20 protein-coding genes are annotated in these 16926 nt (G+C 69.7%); 11 read left to right on the top strand and 9 right to left on the bottom strand.

Annotation, left to right across the window (positions count from 1 at the left end):
- Positions 1 to 22: 22 nt before the first annotated feature.
- From ACZ7M3_RS41300 to ACZ7M3_RS41280, 5 genes are all read left to right on the top strand, one after another.
- Positions 23 to 526 (top strand): ATP-binding protein, encoded by a 504-nt coding sequence (locus ACZ7M3_RS41300; RefSeq protein ID WP_472070599.1) that lies wholly within the window; start codon positions 23 to 25, stop codon positions 524 to 526.
- Positions 523 to 1065, top strand: coding sequence for a hypothetical protein (locus tag ACZ7M3_RS41295; RefSeq protein WP_388398736.1), 543 nt, complete (start codon positions 523 to 525; stop codon positions 1063 to 1065). Before ACZ7M3_RS41300 ends, ACZ7M3_RS41295 begins: the two co-directional genes overlap by 4 nt.
- A gap of 120 nt (positions 1066 to 1185) precedes the next feature.
- Positions 1186 to 1821 carry a ParA family protein gene (locus tag ACZ7M3_RS41290; protein WP_351306056.1) on the top strand — a complete coding sequence of 212 codons (636 nt, stop codon included), beginning with the start codon at positions 1186 to 1188 and terminating at the stop codon, positions 1819 to 1821.
- A complete protein-coding gene (locus tag ACZ7M3_RS41285) occupies positions 1818 to 2042 on the top strand; it encodes a hypothetical protein (protein ID WP_472070597.1) in 225 nt (74 codons plus the stop codon). The genes ACZ7M3_RS41290 and ACZ7M3_RS41285 overlap by 4 nt, the downstream gene beginning before the upstream one ends.
- Positions 2043 to 2131: 89 nt before the next feature.
- Positions 2132 to 2572 carry an OsmC family protein gene (locus ACZ7M3_RS41280; RefSeq protein ID WP_472070595.1) on the top strand — a complete coding sequence of 147 codons (441 nt, stop codon included), beginning with the start codon at positions 2132 to 2134 and terminating at the stop codon, positions 2570 to 2572.
- Positions 2573 to 2602: 30 nt separating this feature from the next.
- Here the strand turns inward: ACZ7M3_RS41280 and ACZ7M3_RS41275 are convergent, their stop codons facing one another.
- The 5 genes from ACZ7M3_RS41275 to ACZ7M3_RS41255 all read right to left on the bottom strand — a co-directional run bounded on the left by ACZ7M3_RS41275 (position 2603) and on the right by ACZ7M3_RS41255 (position 8156).
- A complete protein-coding gene (locus ACZ7M3_RS41275; protein ID WP_472070593.1) occupies positions 2603 to 3091 on the bottom strand; it encodes a (2Fe-2S)-binding protein in 489 nt (162 codons plus the stop codon).
- A gap of 21 nt (positions 3092 to 3112) precedes the next feature.
- On the bottom strand, positions 3113 to 5218 hold the full coding sequence (locus ACZ7M3_RS41270) for a xanthine dehydrogenase family protein molybdopterin-binding subunit (protein ID WP_472070748.1): 2106 nt from the start codon (positions 5216 to 5218) through the stop codon (positions 3113 to 3115).
- Between the two features lie 115 nt (positions 5219 to 5333).
- Positions 5334 to 6317, bottom strand: coding sequence for a LysR family transcriptional regulator (locus ACZ7M3_RS41265; protein ID WP_472070591.1), 984 nt, complete (start codon positions 6315 to 6317; stop codon positions 5334 to 5336).
- Entirely contained in the window at positions 6310 to 7239 is a 930-nt protein-coding gene (locus tag ACZ7M3_RS41260) for a DMT family transporter (protein ID WP_472070589.1), read from the bottom strand. Before ACZ7M3_RS41260 ends, ACZ7M3_RS41265 begins: the two co-directional genes overlap by 8 nt.
- A gap of 128 nt (positions 7240 to 7367) precedes the next feature.
- Entirely contained in the window at positions 7368 to 8156 is a 789-nt protein-coding gene (locus tag ACZ7M3_RS41255; RefSeq protein WP_472070746.1) for an ArsR/SmtB family transcription factor, read from the bottom strand.
- 266 nt (positions 8157 to 8422) lie between these two features.
- Here ACZ7M3_RS41255 and ACZ7M3_RS41250 point away from each other — a divergent pair, with 266 nt between their 5' ends.
- Entirely contained in the window at positions 8423 to 8908 is a 486-nt protein-coding gene (locus ACZ7M3_RS41250) for a VOC family protein (protein ID WP_472070587.1), read from the top strand.
- 60 nt (positions 8909 to 8968) lie between these two features.
- Entirely contained in the window at positions 8969 to 9316 is a 348-nt protein-coding gene (locus ACZ7M3_RS41245) for a VOC family protein (protein ID WP_472070585.1), read from the top strand.
- Between the two features lie 47 nt (positions 9317 to 9363).
- Here ACZ7M3_RS41245 and ACZ7M3_RS41240 read toward each other — a convergent pair whose 3' ends face one another.
- Genes ACZ7M3_RS41240 through ACZ7M3_RS41230 form a run of 3 tightly spaced genes read right to left on the bottom strand, consistent with a single transcriptional unit; the run spans position 9364 to position 12070 of the window.
- A complete protein-coding gene (locus tag ACZ7M3_RS41240) occupies positions 9364 to 9888 on the bottom strand; it encodes a hypothetical protein (RefSeq protein ID WP_472070583.1) in 525 nt (174 codons plus the stop codon).
- Positions 9885 to 11375, bottom strand: coding sequence for a sensor histidine kinase (locus ACZ7M3_RS41235; protein ID WP_472070581.1), 1491 nt, complete (start codon positions 11373 to 11375; stop codon positions 9885 to 9887). The genes ACZ7M3_RS41240 and ACZ7M3_RS41235 overlap by 4 nt, the downstream gene beginning before the upstream one ends.
- Positions 11372 to 12070, bottom strand: coding sequence for a response regulator (locus ACZ7M3_RS41230; RefSeq protein ID WP_472070579.1), 699 nt, complete (start codon positions 12068 to 12070; stop codon positions 11372 to 11374). Before ACZ7M3_RS41230 ends, ACZ7M3_RS41235 begins: the two co-directional genes overlap by 4 nt.
- A gap of 266 nt (positions 12071 to 12336) precedes the next feature.
- Here ACZ7M3_RS41230 and ACZ7M3_RS41225 point away from each other — a divergent pair, with 266 nt between their 5' ends.
- A complete protein-coding gene (locus tag ACZ7M3_RS41225) occupies positions 12337 to 13185 on the top strand; it encodes a DUF3152 domain-containing protein (protein WP_472070744.1) in 849 nt (282 codons plus the stop codon).
- A 294-nt stretch (positions 13186 to 13479) separates the two neighbouring features.
- Here ACZ7M3_RS41225 and ACZ7M3_RS41220 read toward each other — a convergent pair whose 3' ends face one another.
- Positions 13480 to 14385: an AraC family transcriptional regulator gene (locus ACZ7M3_RS41220; protein ID WP_472070577.1), complete on the bottom strand. Its 906-nt coding sequence runs from the start codon at positions 14383 to 14385 to the stop codon at positions 13480 to 13482.
- 196 nt (positions 14386 to 14581) lie between these two features.
- Between ACZ7M3_RS41220 and ACZ7M3_RS41215 the strand changes: the two genes are divergently transcribed.
- The 3 genes from ACZ7M3_RS41215 to ACZ7M3_RS41205 all read left to right on the top strand — a co-directional run bounded on the left by ACZ7M3_RS41215 (position 14582) and on the right by ACZ7M3_RS41205 (position 16741).
- Positions 14582 to 14899: a putative quinol monooxygenase gene (locus tag ACZ7M3_RS41215; RefSeq protein WP_472070575.1), complete on the top strand. Its 318-nt coding sequence runs from the start codon at positions 14582 to 14584 to the stop codon at positions 14897 to 14899.
- 93 nt (positions 14900 to 14992) lie between these two features.
- Positions 14993 to 15961: an alpha/beta hydrolase gene (locus ACZ7M3_RS41210; RefSeq protein WP_472070573.1), complete on the top strand. Its 969-nt coding sequence runs from the start codon at positions 14993 to 14995 to the stop codon at positions 15959 to 15961.
- A 21-nt stretch (positions 15962 to 15982) separates the two neighbouring features.
- Positions 15983 to 16741 (top strand): SDR family NAD(P)-dependent oxidoreductase, encoded by a 759-nt coding sequence (locus ACZ7M3_RS41205; protein ID WP_472070571.1) that lies wholly within the window; start codon positions 15983 to 15985, stop codon positions 16739 to 16741.
- Positions 16742 to 16926 lie beyond the last annotated feature (185 nt).

Genomic DNA, 16926 nt, shown 5'->3' with positions numbered 1-16926 from the left:
AGCCGCTCCGACCGGCTCACTCATGGAAGAAGCTCGCTCCGCCGTCGAGGGGCAAGGGCGGCCCGGGGGGAGCGATCCCGCGTGCAACTCACCCAGATTCGCCAGTCTGTGCATCACCGACACCCGCCAGGGGCTCGCCCAGGCGCGCGCCTTCACCCGCAGCACCCTTGGCCACTGGAAGTTGGACCACCGCAGTGACGACGCCGTCCTCATCGTCAATGAACTGGCCACGAACGCGGTACTTCACGCGGCACCGCACTCCGCCGCCGGGCAGAACGGCGTGCGGCTCAATCTGACGCTTCGACGCGCCCATCTCGTGTGCGCCGTCACCGATCAGTACGAGAGCCCGCCCGTCTACCCACGCACGGACACGTCGCTGGAAGTCCACGGCCGCGGCCTGCGCATCGTCGAGGAACTGTCCGAGCACTGGGGCTGGACTCGCTCGCGTGCAGGCAAGACCGTCTGGGCGATGCTGCCCACTCCCCCGTCTCGGCCGACATCAGCGCCCTGGCAGGGTCCGACATGACAGCCGCCGCATCGGCAGAGCCGCCCGGCGCACGGCATCACGCAACGCCTCTCGTGGGAGCGGACATGGAGACAACCCTGAAGAATCTGAGAGACGTCCCATGGCCCGAGCTCCAGGACTCCACCGGGTCCGCCACGGGCATCCCCTTCCTGCTCGCGGCCATCACCACGGGTGACGAAGCAACCGCCGTCGCCGCTCTCGCGCGTCTACGGCAACGCATCTGCCAGTACGGCTTCGTCGTGGACCAGGCCACCGCCGCCACCGTCCCCTTCCTGTGGGAACTCGCCCAGCTCCCTCAAGTCCCCTGCCGTGTGCAGGTCCTTCAGCTGCTGAAGAGCATCGCCGACGCCCGGCAGTGGGAGAGTACGGCCATCGCCTACCCCAAGCTGCTCAATCGCCGTGAGAACTACGTGGGCTGGGAACGCGAGGCACGCCGAGCCGTGCGCGCCCACCGCGAGACGATCCAGCGCCTGCTCGACGAACCGGACAAGGAACTCGTGCAAGCCGCGCGGGAACTGGCCTCCGCGCTGGCCGACTGACCCGGCGTCGACCTTCCGCGTTAGCCCCTACGAATGATTCACGGCGCCGCAGGGTGAAAAGGGAGAGCGTGCGCCGCGCCGACGGCAGTCGGCCGCTCGCGACCGTTAGCGTTGCGTCTCGTGTCGCTGAGCTATGCCTTTGTGAACCTGAAACCCGGAGTGGGAAAGACGACCAGCGCGGTTTGGTTGGCCCACGCCCTGCACGAGTCGGGCCTCTCACCCCTGCTGGTGGACAGTGACCCCGCCTCCTCCGCCTTGCGCTGGAGCGAACTGGCGGGAGGCTTCCCGTTTCCGGTGATCGCCTTTCCGGTGGGCGACGTGCACCGGCGCGTGAACGACTTTCTCGGCAACCGACAGGCCGTGGTGTTCGACGCCCCGCAGCTGGAGGACCATGCCCACATCGCGCGGAGCATCATGAGATACGCGAGCGAGTGGATCGTGCCGCTGACCCCGGCCCCCATCGAGCTGGATCGCATGGCACCCATCGGCAGCGAGATGAGCGACGTGCAGTCGCTGCGGGCCCAGCCGGCCCGTGCCGCTGTCCTGCTGAACCGCACCAATCGTCCCGATGCCACGCGCACCGGCCCCGATGCCGACGCTCGCGAAGCCCTCACCGAGCGGGGCTTCGACGTGTTGTCCACCCACATTCCCCGACTCGACTTGTACGCCCAGTCGTTCGGCAGCCCGGTCGAGGTCAAGGGCTCGGCATACATGGACCTCGCAGACGAACTCATCCAACGTCAGGACAAGGCGTGAACCAGCGCAAAGACACCTACCGAGCGGCATTGCAGCGCGAACCGGACGTCGCCGCGTCCCGCCCCGTCAAAGTCACTCACCTGCACACCCGATACGTCCGGGTGACCATCGAGCTCGACCCCGCCCTGCAGCGCGAACTGACCCGCTGGGTCGAGCCACCCCTGTCCGCGCTCCTGCGGATCGGCGCCGCCGTACTGCAGCCCCTGAGAAGCACCCCGTAGGACGGGGACGGGGATGCGCGGGCGCCGTTTCTTCGCGTCGCACCGTCGGCGGGGCCAGCTCTCGCCACCTGCGCGTTAGTGTCGTCGGCATGACCGAAAACACCCTGCGCTCCGTCACCGTCGAGCGGACCGGCACCGGCCACTTCACCGCGACGAACCCTCGCGGCGGCACGATCAGCTTCGGCACCAGCTCCGATCCCCACGGCGGCGCCGACTTCACCCCGGTCGAGCTGTTGCTCGCCGCGATCGGGGGCTGCACCGCGGCCGACGTCGATGTCGCCACCGCCCGCCACGCGGAGCCCACCGGGTTCACCGTCTCCGTCACGGGCGACAAGATCAATGACGAGTTCGGAAACCGGATGACCGACCTCGCGGTCACCTTCTCCGTCACCTTCCCGGACGGCGAACTCGGCGACCGCGCCCGCGCGATCCTCCCCCGGGCGGTCAAGACCTCCCACGACCGGCTCTGCACGGTCAGCCGCACGGTCGAGATCGGCACACCCGTCACGGCGACGGTCGCGGACGCCTGACCCCACCGCCACCGAACGCCACCACGTGCCTCAAGGGTGGCTCTGACCGGGGCGGGTCACATGGTCGTCGGCGGCGGAGGCTTTCTCGATCGCCTCGCGGATCCGGGAGTACGTGCCGCAGCGGCACACGTTCTCGATACGGTCGATGTCGTCGTCCGTGGGCCGGGACGTCTTCTTGAGCAGGGCCGCGGCGGCCATGATCTGGCCCGGCTGGCAGAAGCCGCACTGAGCGACATCGCAGTCGAGCCACGCCTGTTGCACGGGGTGCAGGGTGTCGCCGTCGGCCAGGCCCTCGATGGTGGTGACCCCGCGGCCCACGCAGTCCGCGACCGGGACGACACAGGGCTGGATCTCCGCCCCGTCCAGATGGCTGGTGCAGGCACGGCAAACGCCCACGCCACAGCCGTACTTGGGGCCGGTGACGTGCAGCAGGTCGCGCAGTACCCACAGGAGCGGCATGTCGGCGGGGGCCTCGACGGTGACCGGCTTTCCGTTGAGAACGAAGGAATAGGAGGGCATCGGCACCTTCTCGGACAGCGATCAGAAGTTGATCGGGAAGCGGCGGGGCTTGGTACGGGTCGCACGGGCGTAGGCGTTCGCCACGGCACCGGCCGCCGCCGGCACGCCGAGCTCGCCGGCCCCGCCGGGCTCGCGCCGTGACGGCACGATGTGCGCCTCGAAGCGCAACGGGGAGTGCTGCTGGCGGGCGTAGCGGAAGTCGGCGAAGCTGCCCTCGCGTACCGCACCCCGGTCGATGTGCAGTCCGGCCCGCAGCACGGTGGAGATGCCGTCGACGGCGGTGCCCATGAGCTGGGCCTCGAGTCCGCGCGGATTGACGGCCGTTCCGACATCGGCCGCCATCACCACCTTGGTCACCCGGGGGTTCTTCGGGTCGGTGGCGTCGATCTCGACCAGGCAGGCCACGCAGGAGCCGTATTCCTCGTGGACGGCCACACCCTGCGCCTGGCCGGACGGCAGGCGCCGACCCCAGTGTCCGGCGGCCGCGACCTTGTCGAGTACGGCTTTGACCGCCTTGTTCCTGAGCGTGCCGCGCCGGAAGGCCACCGGGTCCTTGCCCAGCTCGGCGGCGACCTCGTCGACGACGATCTCCTCCGCTGTGCGCATCGTCCCGGAGTCCACCGACCGCCAGGCTCCGAGCGGCATCGCCAGCTCGACCGAGCCCGAACTCCCCGAAACGCGCCCGAAGTTGTAGAGGCCGCTGTCGCTGGGCAGCGGGCCCGCGGCCACCGTGGTCACACCGCTCCGAACGGCCACGCCGCCCTGAGCGGCCAGGCCCTGCCGCTCGTACGACTCGCTCACCGAGGCCATCGCATGGCTGAAGGCCACCACCCTGTCCCGCTCATGGCTGGCCCGGATCCGGTGATGCGAGGCCCCGCGCATCCGGCCGTGCCGGATGTCGTCCCCGCGGCTCCACATCAGCTTCACCGGTCGCCGTGCCGCCTTCGAGATCAGAGCGGCCTCGATCGCGGCATCGTAGTTCAACCGCCGTCCGAAGGAGCCGCCTCCGCGCACGACATGGACGCGGACCTTTGATTTCGGCAGTCCGATCGCCGAGGCGATGCTCTCGCGCGCGTCCATCGGTGTCTGGGAGGAGAACCAGATCTCGGCCCGGTCCGCGCGTACGTCCGCCACCGCGGTCAGCACCTCCATCGGGGCATGGCTGACGAAGGCGAACTCGAACTCGCCCTCGACCTGCGCCGATCCGCGCGGCGGCGCGCCGACCGAGGGAACGGCGGCCCGCAGCCGGGACCGGATGGCGGCGTCGGACAACGACGCCAGCGGCCCCGGCCTCCAGGTGATGCGCAGGGCGTCGCGGGCTTTGAAAGCGTGGTGGAAGGACTCCGCCACCACGGCGACACCGCCGGCGACCTTGACCACCGCGTGGACGCCGGGCATGGCGCGGGCCGCACGGTCGTCGACCGAGACGAGGCGCCCACCGAGCGTCGGCGGCCGGGCCACCACGGTCGGCTTCGCCCCGGCCACCTCCAGGTCCCCGGTGTACTTCGCCTTGCCCGTGACGATGTCCCGCGCGTCGATCCGGCCCGTCGGCCGGCCGATCACCTTGTGTTCGGAGGCGGGCTTGGGCTTGCTCGACACGTCGGGCCGGTGGATCCGGGCGGCGGCCGTCGTCAGCGATCCGAAGGTGGCCGTACGGCCGTCGGGGGCGACCACCATCGTGTCCCGGGTACGCAGGCTCCGGGCGGGCAGGTGCCAGCGTCGGGCGGCCGCGGTCACCAGCCGGGCCCGGGCGGTGGCGGCGAGCGCGCGGGCGGGACCGTACAGGGAACGGACGGAACTCGAGCCGCCGGTGTACTGGTTCCCCTTGGTGCGGGCCTCGGCGAGCGGGATGTCGACGTCGACGAGCCGGGCGTCCAGTTCCTCGGCGATCATCATGGCGACCGCGGTCGTGATGCCTTGCCCGACCTCGACGCGCGGCAGTCGTACGACCACCTTGTTGGCCACGGTGACCTCCAGGACCAGCATCTCCTCGTCCGCGCCGGTCACCAGGACTCGGGAGGGCCCGTGCACCTCCGCCCCGGTGGGCTCGACACCCTCCGCCGACGACGTGTCGCAGCCGACAGGCGCCGCGAGGGTCAGTGTGGACGCCGCGAGCGAGTAGACCATGAACTTCCGGCGGGACAACTGACCGGCCAACAGGCGCTCCTCTCCGAGTACCCGGGTGGGTTCCCCTGGTATGAGGGGACAGCGCTCCTCGAGGTTGCGTGGGGCGGTCGTCCGATCACCGGGGCCGGTCGGGGCGGCCGGCGGTCCTGTCGTCGAGCGCCGTGGCCGTCTCGTGCAGGAGGTCCAGTACGGCCCGCAGGTCGGGGTGTTTGCCGGTGCCCGCGCGGCTGACCGTGAAGACGGTCCGGGACACGGGACGGACCAGGGGGTGGAGGCTGAGGGGCGCGGTGTGGTCCGGCAGGGCCATGCGCGGAACCAGGACGGCACCGGCGTCGGCGGCGGCCAGAGCCGTCAGCACGGAGAAATCGCTGCTGGAGGCCCGGATGTCCGGGACGAAGCCGGCCGCGCCGCAGGCCCGCTGGATCATCTCGTAGCAGGAGGTCTCCGGGCCGGGGGTCAGCCACGGCAGATGCGCCAGACGGGACAGGTCCGCGGGCTGCCCGGCGGCGAGGCCCTCCAGGCGGGCCCGGTCGGGGTGCAGGGCGAGGAGGACTGGTTCTTCCATCAGGACCGTCTGCTCCGCTGCCGCGGGGACACTGCGCGGCAGCACGGTGTAGCTGTGCACCAGCGCGAGGTCGGTCGAGCGTTTGTGGAGTTCGTCGAGGGCTTCGTCTGGCTCCTGGACGGAGAGCCGCAGCGAGAGGTCCCGGGCGGCACCGGTGCCGTTGTCGGGAGCGGGATCGGTGTCGGTGCCGTTGAGACGTTCGAACAAGGGCGGAACGAGGGTGCGGGCGGCGGAGGCGAAGGCGCTGATCCGTACCGTGCCGCGACGGCCGCCTTTCATCGCGGCCAGGCCGGACTCGGCTGCCGCGAGCTCTGCCAGGATGACCTCGGTGTGGGCCACCAGCAGTTCTCCGGCGGCGGTCAGACGCAGCGTGCGGCCGTGTTTCTCGACGACGGGTGTGCCGGCCTCCTTCTGCAGGGCGGCGAGGTGCTGGGAGACGGCCGGTGCGGTCAGGTGCAGCGCGTCCGCCGTCGCCGCGACGGTTCCGTAGGCGGCCAGGTGCTGGAGGATGCGCAGGCGGCGTACGTCAAGCACAAGCGGCTCCTTGCGGCTCGGACGCGTCCATGGCGGGGGCGTTGGCGGGGTGGTGGTTCTGCTTGTTCCGGCTGATCAGGATCACTCCCGCGACACTGATCGCTCCACCGGCCAGCGCGATGGGGCGGGGCACCTCCGCCAGCCAGACGAAGGAGACGATCAGGGCCACCGGCGGCACCAGGTACAGGGCCGCGGTGGAGACGGCGAGCGGCAGCCGGGCGACGGCGTAGGCCCAGATGACGAAGCCGAGGGCGGAGGGCAGGAGGCCCAGGTAGGCGGCGGAAGCGAGTGCGGAGGCCGGGGCGTGGACGGTTGCGTGCCAGGTGGCGGGGATCAGGGGCAGCGCGAAGACCGTACCCGCGACCATCGCGTAGGTGGCGACCTCCAGACCGGTGTAGTGGCGCAGCAGGGGCTTGCTCGCGAAGTGGTAGACCCCTTGGACCACGGCGGCCGCCAGGATGACGAGGGCCGAGACGGAGAACCCGCCGGTGCCCTGGGCCAGGCTGACGACGGCCGCGCCCGCGAGGGCGACGACGCTGCCGACGACGATGTCGCGGGTGAGCCGCTCGCCCAGGAACAGGCTTCCCAGCAGCACACTGAAGACGGGGGCGATGGCGATGAGCAGGCTCGCGGTCCCGGCCTCCACGTGCACTTCACCCCAGTTGAGCAGGACCTGGTACGCGGTCATGCCGGTGGCCCCGCACAGGGTGATCAGCGGCAGGTCGCCGCGTCGCGGCAGCCGTACCTTCGCGAAGGGCGCCACGGCCAGCAGCGCGACGGCGGCGATCAGGAGCCGCAGGAACGACAGCGCCGCCACCCCCAGGCCGTCGATGCCGACCCGGATGGCGGGAAAGGCCGACGCCCACAGCACGACGGTGCCGACCAGGGCGAGGAAGCGGGGAGAGGCGATGCGTGCGGACATGACTCCACCATCGCCGACCAGAATGAGAAGTTCCAGTTAGCTTTTGTTTCAGAAAGCTTCAGATCTACTTACTGGTCGCCGGGAGGAACACGCCTGCGGGATACGGGAAGGGGGTGGCGAGTGCTGTCTCAGGCGTGCCCGGGAGACATCTCCCACGGCGCCTGCGGGAGGACATCGCCGGTCTCGAGCAGCGACTTGAGGTTCGCCAACACGGCCGGCCATCCGCGCGAAATGCCGTTGAGCATCTCCTGGTTGGGGAGATTCTCGTGGGTCACGGTGAGGCGGACGATGTCCTCGTGTGGTTCGACGAGAAAGGTGACGACCGACGGCTCCCTCGGCGTTTCGGCGTCGGGGGCGTCCTCGAAGGTGATGACCAAGCGCGTCGGAGGCTCGGTCTTGATCACTTGACCGACGACATCGACGGCACCTGAGCCGTCGACGCGTCGATGCTCCCAGGTCGAACCGGGTTGCCAGTCCGAGATGTTGGCGTGTCCCCAGTAGCGCGCTGTCAGGTCCGCGTCCGTCAGGGCTTGCCACACCTGCTCCGCGCTCGCACGGATGTAGGTGACATAGACATAGGTCGGCACGGACATGGGTCCGTCGGTCATGGCGTACTCCTCTGCCTGGTTCTTGATGGCACTGATCGCTTGCAGGCGGGGCTTGTCGAACCCCGAAATCCAGCGCTCCTCCATCTGGTGGATCGGTGTCGGGTTGAGGTAGTGAAGCCGCTCCCGTCCCCGTCGCACGACGGTCACGAGGTTGGCCTGCCCAAGGATGTCGAGATGCTGTGTCGCCGACTGGCGGGTCATGTCCAACCGCTCGCACAGCTCGCTCAGCGTCTGGCCGTTGTGCTCGCGCAGACGATCGAGCAGGAGTCGCCGGGTGGGGTCGGCCAGCGCTTTGAATACCAAGTCCATCGCTCTAGCTTCGAGGCTCACGCTCTATTATGCAGGTACTTACCTGCATAATGTCAATGGCGGATCCGCGGATCTTCGGAAGCCTTGATTCACCCGGGGAACGATGAGCTCGGCGCGCCGTCGGACGTCATCGCCAATATCATCGGTCGTACGACAACTACCGCGTAGTCGGTCCATGGGTGACCCGGAGCCGGTGCTCGGGTTCCCGCCGGTGGGGGCCTATCAGGGGCCACAGCCGAACCGGGCGGCCGTCATGGGAGATCGCCATGAGCACCCAGCAGAGAGAGCAGGACGGCGCAACGGACGTCGTCAAGGAGCCGACCATGAGCATGAGGCTCGAGGTCGCCGTCATCCCGGTCACCGACGTCAGTCGCGCCCTGGACTTCTATCGAAGCCTGGGGTGGCGGCTCGACGCGGACTTCGAGGCCAGTCCGAGATTCCGGCTCGTGCAGCTCACGCCACCGGGGTCGGAATGCTCGATTCATTTCGGCCGCGGGATCACCCCAGCGGCGCCGGGCTCCGCCCACAACTACCTTGTGGTCTCCGACTTGGAACAGGCCTGTGCCGACCTGATCAGCAGAGGCGTCGAGGTGAGCGAGGTCTACCACAACGTTTACGACGCGGGCGTGCAGGATCAGGCGGACGGCCCCGATCCAGAGGGTCGCAGCTACGCCTCATTCGCCTCGTTCAGCGATCCGGACGGCAACGGGTGGGTGCTGCAAGAGGTCCAGGTCCGCCTACCGGGGCGGTGACAAGCGACGCCATCGTACGGTGAGGCGTAGGGACAGATTCGCTCTCACTTGGAGTCGTCGATGGCCGTTCGCCGTGTCGTACCCAATGTCCGGTCGGAAGTCGTGCGGGAGAGTCGGGAGTTCTACGGCCTGCTGGGCTTCGAAGAGGTCATGAACCACGGCTGGATCGTCACCCTCGCCTCGCCGTCCCACCCGACGGCACAGGTCAGCCTGATGACCAGTGACAAGACGGCACCGGTCACGCCCGACATGAGCGTGGAAGTGGATGACGTGGACGCGGCTTATGAGGCCATGCGCGTGAGCGGCGCGGAGATCGTGCACCCCTTGCAGGACGAGGAGTGGGGGGTGCGCCGGTTCTTCGTTCGTGATCCCGACGGGCGGGTGGTCAACGTACTGGGCCACCGATGACGTGCTCCGGCCGCCGCGTCTGCGGCGTGCCCGTGGGCCTCGCGGAATCAGCCGGCCCCCGTCATGGATGGGCACGTCGCGCTGGAGCCTTCGGCGCGCCAGCCTCCGGGGCCCGTCACGGTCACGGTCACGCGCGTCGACGCGGTGTCGGCGTCCGGGGTCTCGACGAGGCGGACGCCGGCGGCCGTGCAGATCAGCTGGGCGAGTGCTGTCCCGGTCAAAGGCGCAGTCCGGTCCGGCAGTTCGATCGACAGCCGTCCGCCGTCCGTCCGGACCGTTGGGGCGTACCTCATCGGTGGAAGCTCGGTGGTCATGCCCTTACGGCGTTCCTGGGCGTCCGGGCCCTGGAACAGCATCGCCACGGCCGTCTCGATGCCACCCGGGCCGAAGACATGGCGGCGCACGGCAAGCAGGGTGCCCTCACCGACGAAGTAGAGGACGTAGGCCGGCCGGATCCCGGTGGCGGGCTCTCCGGCCTCCACGACGCCGGTCTCGGGGATGCCGCACGAGGAAAGCAGGAAGGCGGTCGTGAGCAGCAGCGCGGACCGCGACGACCGGCGCGTGCGGCTCATGAACCCTCCCGTTCCCGAGGCTGTCCCAGGGACCGTCCCAGGGGGATCCCGACCGTGAACACGGCGCCGCCCTCCGCGCGGTTCGCCGCCCGGATCGTGCCACCGTGCAGATGGACGTTCTCGGCCGTGATGGAGAGCCCGAGTCCGCTGCCCTCCGTTCTGGTCCGGGCGGTGTCCGACTTGTAGAAGCGGTCGAAGACGTGCGGCAGGACGTCGGCGGGGATGCCCGGCCCGCTGTCCCGCACCTCGATGACCGCCCACCCCGTGTCGTCCGCGTCCGGCGACTCCCGTGCGTACAGGAGCAGTTGTACCGGGCGTGCGCCGTGGCGGAGCGCGTTGCCGACCAGGTTCGCGACGACCACGTCGAGGCGGCGCGGGTCGACCCGGCCGCGCAGTTCGCCGGGCTCGGGGAGCAGGGTGTCCACCGTGTCCAGCCAGGCGCGGGCGGCGAGGGTGCGGCGGAGGGACTCGGCGAGGTCGATGTCGTCCAGTTGCAGGGCCGCCGCGCCCGCGTCGAAACGGGAGATCTCCATCAGGTCGTCGACCAGGCGGGCCAGCTTCACGGTTTCCTCGCTGATGAGCCGTACGGCCGTGGCGGTGTCCGGGGTCAGCCCGGCCGCGTCCTCGTCGAGGACGTCGGTGACCGCCGACATCGCGGCCAGCGGGGTGCGCAGCTCGTGCGACACGTCCGCGACGAAACGGCGGGCACGGGCTTCCATGCGGCGCAGTTCGGCCACGGACCCCTCCAACGCGGCCGCGGTCTCGTTGAAGGTGTGGGAAAGGTCGGCGAGTTCGTCGGAGCCGTTGATGGCGAGCCGGGTGTCCAGGTGGCCCTCGGCGATCCTGCGAGTGGCGCGACGCAACTCCCGTACGGGACGCAGCACGCCCCGGGCGGCCAGCAGGGCGAGCAGGACGGCCAGGCCCAGGGCGGGCAGGACGGCGCGACCGATGGCGGCGACCAGGGCGTCGACGTAACCCTGTTCACCGGTCTGCGGCACCGTCAGGAAGACCGCGACCCCGGAGGCCGGGTGTTCGCTGGGGGTCTCGAAGGTGACCGGCAGGCCGACGACGAGCGAGGAGCCGCCGTGCGTCGACACCCGCTGGAAGACGGCGGCTCGGCGGGAGCTCACGGCCGACCGCATGGCGGGTGTCAGCTCGGTGAACCTGTCCTGTGGTGTGGAAGTGGCCCGCAGTTCGCGGTAGGTGGCCAGTACGCGCCAGTTCTGCGCAGGTTCCGCGCGGGCCACCTCGGCGGCGATCCACTCCAGGTCGGGCCGGCTCGGGGGGTAACTGACGCCTGCCGCCAGGGCGTTGACGTGATATCGCAGGCGTTTGATCACGTTGTCCTGGCTCTGCTGGAGCACCCCGGTGCGGGCCTCCCGGAAGGTCAGGGCGCCTGTGGTCAGGGTGGCGACGGCGGCGACGAGCACGAACGCCACGAGCAGTCGGCCGCGCAGGCCGCGCAGGCCGCGCAGCGGTGGTTTCACCGGGACTGGAACCGATAGCCGAAACCGCGCACGGTCTGGATGTAGCGCGGTTGCCCCGCCGGCTCGCCCATCTTGGTGCGCAGCCGCTTGACGCAGGCGTCCACCAGCCGCAAGTCGCCGTGGTAGCTGTGCTCCCAGACCGCCTCCAGCAACTGCTGCCGGGAGAACACCTGGCCGGGCGAGGCCGAGAGCGTCAGCAGGAGCCGCAGTTCGGAAGGGGCGAGGGAGACTTGCACACCCTGCCGGGTGACGGCCAACCCGGACCGGTCGATGGCCAGTTCGCCGTTCTCCCCGTGGGCCTCGATCTTCGGTATGCCACCGTCGGTGGGCGCTCCGCCGACCCGGCGCAGGACGGCACGTATACGGGCTTCCAGGACGCGTGCCCGCACCGGCTTCACGACGTAGTCGTCCGCTCCGGCTTCGAGGCCGACCACGATGTCCGTGTCGTCGCCGCGGGCGGTCGCCATGATGATCGGCACCTGGTCCTCGGTACGGATCCGGCGACACACCTCGAGACCGCTCAGGCCGGGCAGCATGAGATCGAGCACGACGACGTCCGGTCGGAAGGACCGCAGCCGGGCCAGCCCGTCCTCGCCGGTCCCCACGGCGGCGACGTCGTGTCCCTGACGGCTCAGCGCGAGCAGGACGCCCTCCCGTACGGCGCGGTCGTCTTCGATGAGCAGGACACGTGGCATGCACTCAGTATCCGTACGGATCAAGGGACTTGACGCGGAGTCCACGTCCGGCCAGGGAACTGTTACGGGACGATCACATAGTCTCGTCCACGATCGGGCGTTACGGTCTCGTTATCTTCCGATCCAGGTCCCATCACATCGGGTGCACAGCCTTGTCGGCCATGACCACGACCGCCCACCGTGCGACGCCCCCTCCCCCGCGATCCCATCGTCGTCGCAGCGGCCCCGCGCACGCCGACGGGCGCGGCCGGAAGGGGAAGGCGCCTCTGTTGGGGGGCGTCGCCGCGCTCGCCGTCCTCGTCTGCGTCGCCACCCTCGCCATCAACCGGACGGCGCCCACGGCCTCCGGACGCGACGACCGGCCCGCTGCCGCCGCACGGCCCTCCCGGTCGGCGCCGGACGAGCCCTCGATGACACCGGACCGGTCGGCGAAGCCGAGCAGTACGACGGCCGGCGCCGAGCACAGCAAGGAACCCGGCGCCAGGACCAGCGGGATGGGCAAGCCGTCCTCGGGGTCCTCCGCATCGGCCTCCTCCCCGGACTCCGTCCCGTCCTCGGGCCCCGGCACGTTCGCCACCGCGGGCGGCGGGAGCGGGACCGTGGGGCGGGGCAGCCGGCTGCTGCGCTACGAGGTCGTCGTCGAGGACGGCCTCAAGCAGTCGGCTGCCGACGTCGCCCAGCAGGTGGAGGGCATACTTGCCGACCCGCGCGGCTGGACGGCCGACGGCGAGAGTGCGTTCCGGCGTGTCACCGGCGGCACGCCCGACTTCGTCGTACGGCTCGCCACGCCGGGAACGGTGGACAAGATCTGCGGCCGGTACGGACTCGACACCGGCGGTGAGGTCAACTGCAGTGTGGGCAAGGACGTCGTGGTCAACCTCAGGCGGTGGCTGCTGGCGACTCCCGTGTACGCGCACGACGTGGCCGCCTACCGGGCGCTGATCATCAACCACGAGGTCGGCCACTTCCTCGGCCACCACCACGTGACCTGCCCCGGCGCGGGCAAGCCGGCCCCCGTGATGATGCAGCAGATCAAGGGCATGCACGGCTGCGTCCCCAACGTCTGGCCGTACGACAGGAAGGGCCGACTCATCACGGGACCTGCCGTGCCCTGACCGACCCCCCGTCTCCGTCGACGGGGCCACCAACTGGGCTTGCTGGAAGGGACGAAGAGACTTCGCGTGCTGCGGCTGCGTCAACAGCCGCACGGGGACCGGCCGGTGATGGACACCGACGTGATCACCGTGGGTGCGGGCCCGACCGGCCTGCTGCCGGCCGGTGAACTGCGTTTGGCCGGTGCGTGGCCGGGGTCGGCCAGGACGACGCCACGGTCGCTGCGGACGTGCGCGGCCCGGACGGGCCGTACGCAGCCATTGCGCAGGACGGCAGTACCTTGATGTCCCGTCGTGTCAGGGAAGAGCGCTCGCGGTGGTGTGCGCGGTGTGACGCAGGCGGGCGGCGTCCTGGCTGGGGGGTGCGCCGAACTGGCGGCGGTACTCCCTGCTGAACTGTGACGCGCTGTCGTAACCGACGCGGTGGCCGACCGCGGTGACGTCGTTGGGGTGGGTGGCGAGCAGCAGTCGGGCCTCCTGCAGCCGGATCTGTTTCTGGAACTGGATGGGGCTCATCGCGGTGACCGCCTGGAAGTTGCGGTAGAAGGCGGAGACGCTCATGCCGGACAGCTGCGCGACGTCCTCGACCTTGAACGGTTGCGCGTAGTGCTCGCGGATCCACCGCACCGCCCGCGCGACGTGACTGAGGCTGCTGTCGGCGAGGCCGAGCTGGCGCACGATACGGCCCTGTTCGCCGGTGATCAGCCGCCACAGGATCTCCCGCTTGACCAGCGGCGCGAGCACCGTCCGGTCGCGGGGTTCATCGAGCAGACGCAGCAGCCGGACCACCGCGTCGAGCAGCGGATCCGGAGCGTCGCTGACGGCGATGCCCGGCAACGCGCTGCCGCCTGCGCGAGGGGCATCTCCGGGCCCGGCCTGCAGCAGCAGTTCGGCGACGACGGACGGTTCCAGCGTGAGACCGAAACCCAGGGCGGGGTGCTCCGGGTCGGCGTCGGTGAACTGTCCGGTGACAGGCAGGTCCACCGACGCGACGAGGTACTGCCCAGCGCGGTACTCGTACACCCGGTCACCCAGCGCGAGGCGTTTGGCGCCCTGTGCGATCACCGCCAGCACCGTGCCGGTCATCGACGGCGCCGGCGGGTCGGACCGCTCGACCTTCGAGATGAGGACGCCGTCGATGGCGGTGGTCCACTCCGGCCGTGCGTGTCGGGCCAGCAAGGTGCGGAGCTCTTCGAGGCACATGCCTCATTGCAGCACACGCCCTGTCGTCGGCTCCTGCACGGAAGAGGATTGTGCAAGGAGCCGACAGTATCGTTCTACCGTTTCCGCAGGTCAGGCCGCTTGAATGGAGTCACTGGAGTCCAGCGGAGAGCCAAAGGGCCTTCTGCTCCAGGACCAGCACACCTGCACGATCGGTCCATCGCGGAAGAAGGTAGTCATGATCGTCAATCACGGATTCAACGCCACCCTGACCGCAAGGCCCGGAATGGGCGACCAGCTGGCCGACCTGCTGCTGACCGGCCTGAGCGACGTCAATCCCGGGACGAGTGAACACTGCCTCGTCTATCTCGTCTGCCGTTCGGCGTCCCACCCCGACGTCGTCCATGTCACCGAGGGCTGGACCAGCGAGGAGGACCACCACCGGGTCTTCGTCGGCGAAGCGGCTCAGGCCATCGTGAAGCGGTTCGACGGGCTGCTGGCGAAGGACCCCGAGTACACCGATTACGTACCGGTTCGCGGCAAGGCCGCCTTCTGAGGCCGCTGTTGGATCCCCAGCCCTTCCTCACTCCGGTGGGCAGGCGCCCTCCACCCCTGACCATCCCGTACGACCCGACGAAAGGTAGTCACCGTGACGCTCGCACGACCCGCCTTGGACCCCGAACTGGGCGCGCTGCTCGCCGACATGCCGCTCATGACCCACCTCGGCCCCGAACTGCTCGCGCAGTTGCGCCAGCTCCCGTCGACGCCGGTCGAGCCCCTTCTCGAAGGCCACTCGGTCGACCGGTGCGAGGTCACCGTGTCAGGCGAGGACGGTGCGCGGATTCCCATGTCGGTCTTCAGCCCCGCCGGGACCACGCACCCCGCGGGGGCGCCGTGCGTCTTCTGGATACATGGCGGTGGGATGGTCATGGGAGATCGCTTCTCACAGATCGACATCCCGCTGGAGTGGCTCGACCTGTTCGGTGCCGTCGTGGTCTCCGTGGACTACCGGTTGGCGCCCGAAGTCGGTGGCACGACTCTGGTCGACGACTGCTATCAGGGGCTGCTGTGGATCGCCGAGCACGCCGACGAGTTGGGCATCGACCCCGCCCGCATCGTCGTGGCGGGCGCCAGCGCCGGCGGTGGCCTCGCCGCCGGGGTCACCCTGAGGGCGCGCGACAGCGGCACCCTGCCGATCGCCGCCCAGGTGCTCATCTGCCCCATGCTCGACCACCGCAACACCACCACCTCGAGCCTGCAGTACTCCGGCGATCCCGGTGTCTGGACCCGTGAGATGAACGAGTTCGGCTGGCGCTCGGTGCTCGGCGACCTCCGGGACGCGCGGGTGCCCTGCTATGTCTCACCCGCGGTGGCCGACGACCTCTCGAACCTGCCGACCACCTACGTCGACGCCGGCTCGGCCGAGGTCTTCCGCGACGAGGATGTCGCCTACGCCACCCGGATCTGGGCGGCCGGCGGCCAAGCGGAACTCCACGTCTGGGCCGGAGGCTTCCACGGGTTCGACGCCCTGTACCCGCAGGCGCGTGTCTCGGCCGAGGCCCGCCGCACACGCAACGACTGGCTCGCCCGAGTCCTGTCCCCGGCCTCTGCCGCATAGCGACACCCAAGGAGAACCATCATGAAGGTAGCAATCATCACGGGCGCCAGCTCCGGTATCGGGCAGAGCGCGGCGATCCAGATCGCCAAACGAGGAACCGGAGTCATTCTGACCTACGGCAAGAATGCCCTGGGAGGGTTGGAGACGGCGGCCGCGATCGAGAAGGACGGCGGCACTGCCGTCGCGCTGCCGCTGGACGTCGGTGAGACCGGCGGCTTCCCGGCCTTCCGGCGTTCCGTGGTCGACGTGTTGCGCGACACCTGGCAGCGCGACACGTTCGACTACCTGGTCAACAACGCCGGCTTCGCCCACACGTCGCTGATCGAGGATACGACCGAGGAGACGTTCGACAGGCTGATGCGGGTTCTGCTCAAGGGCCCGTACTTCCTGACGCAATGCCTGCTGCCGCTGATGGAAGACGGTGGGGCCATCGTCAACACGAGCAGCAATTCTGCGATGGGGTCCGGCCTGGAGCCGGGCTACTCGGCCTACGCGTCGATGAAGGGCGGCCTCAACGTGCTGAGCCGCTACATGGCCAAGGAGTTCAGCACGCGAGGCATCCGCGTCAATTCCCTTTCGCCGGGCTCGACGCGCACCCGGATCGCCGACGACGCCTTCGAGCGGTTTCCCGAAGTCATCCCGGCCCTCGCGGCTAAGACCGCTCTCGGCCGGGTCGGCGAACCCGATGACATCGGCATGATGATCGCCGCCCTGCTCTCCGAGGAGAGCCGCTGGGTCACCGCTCAGAACATCGAGGTGTCGGGAGGCTACAACTTGTAGCCATGAGCAGCACGACAACGGCCCGCGTCACCACGCGGTTGCCGTCGCTCTCAGCACACACGTGAGGAGGACCCGATACGCTGACTCACTTGAGGAGTGCGGCTTTCCCGGCGACGAGCGGGACCCTGGACAGGTCCCTTCGTCCCAGGTCGGCGGCGCTCCTCGGCTCTTTGAACAACCATCAG

The sequence above is a fragment of the Streptomyces sp. NPDC111656 genome (assembly GCF_055656965.1).
This window is presented reverse-complemented; position numbering and strand designations above follow the sequence as displayed.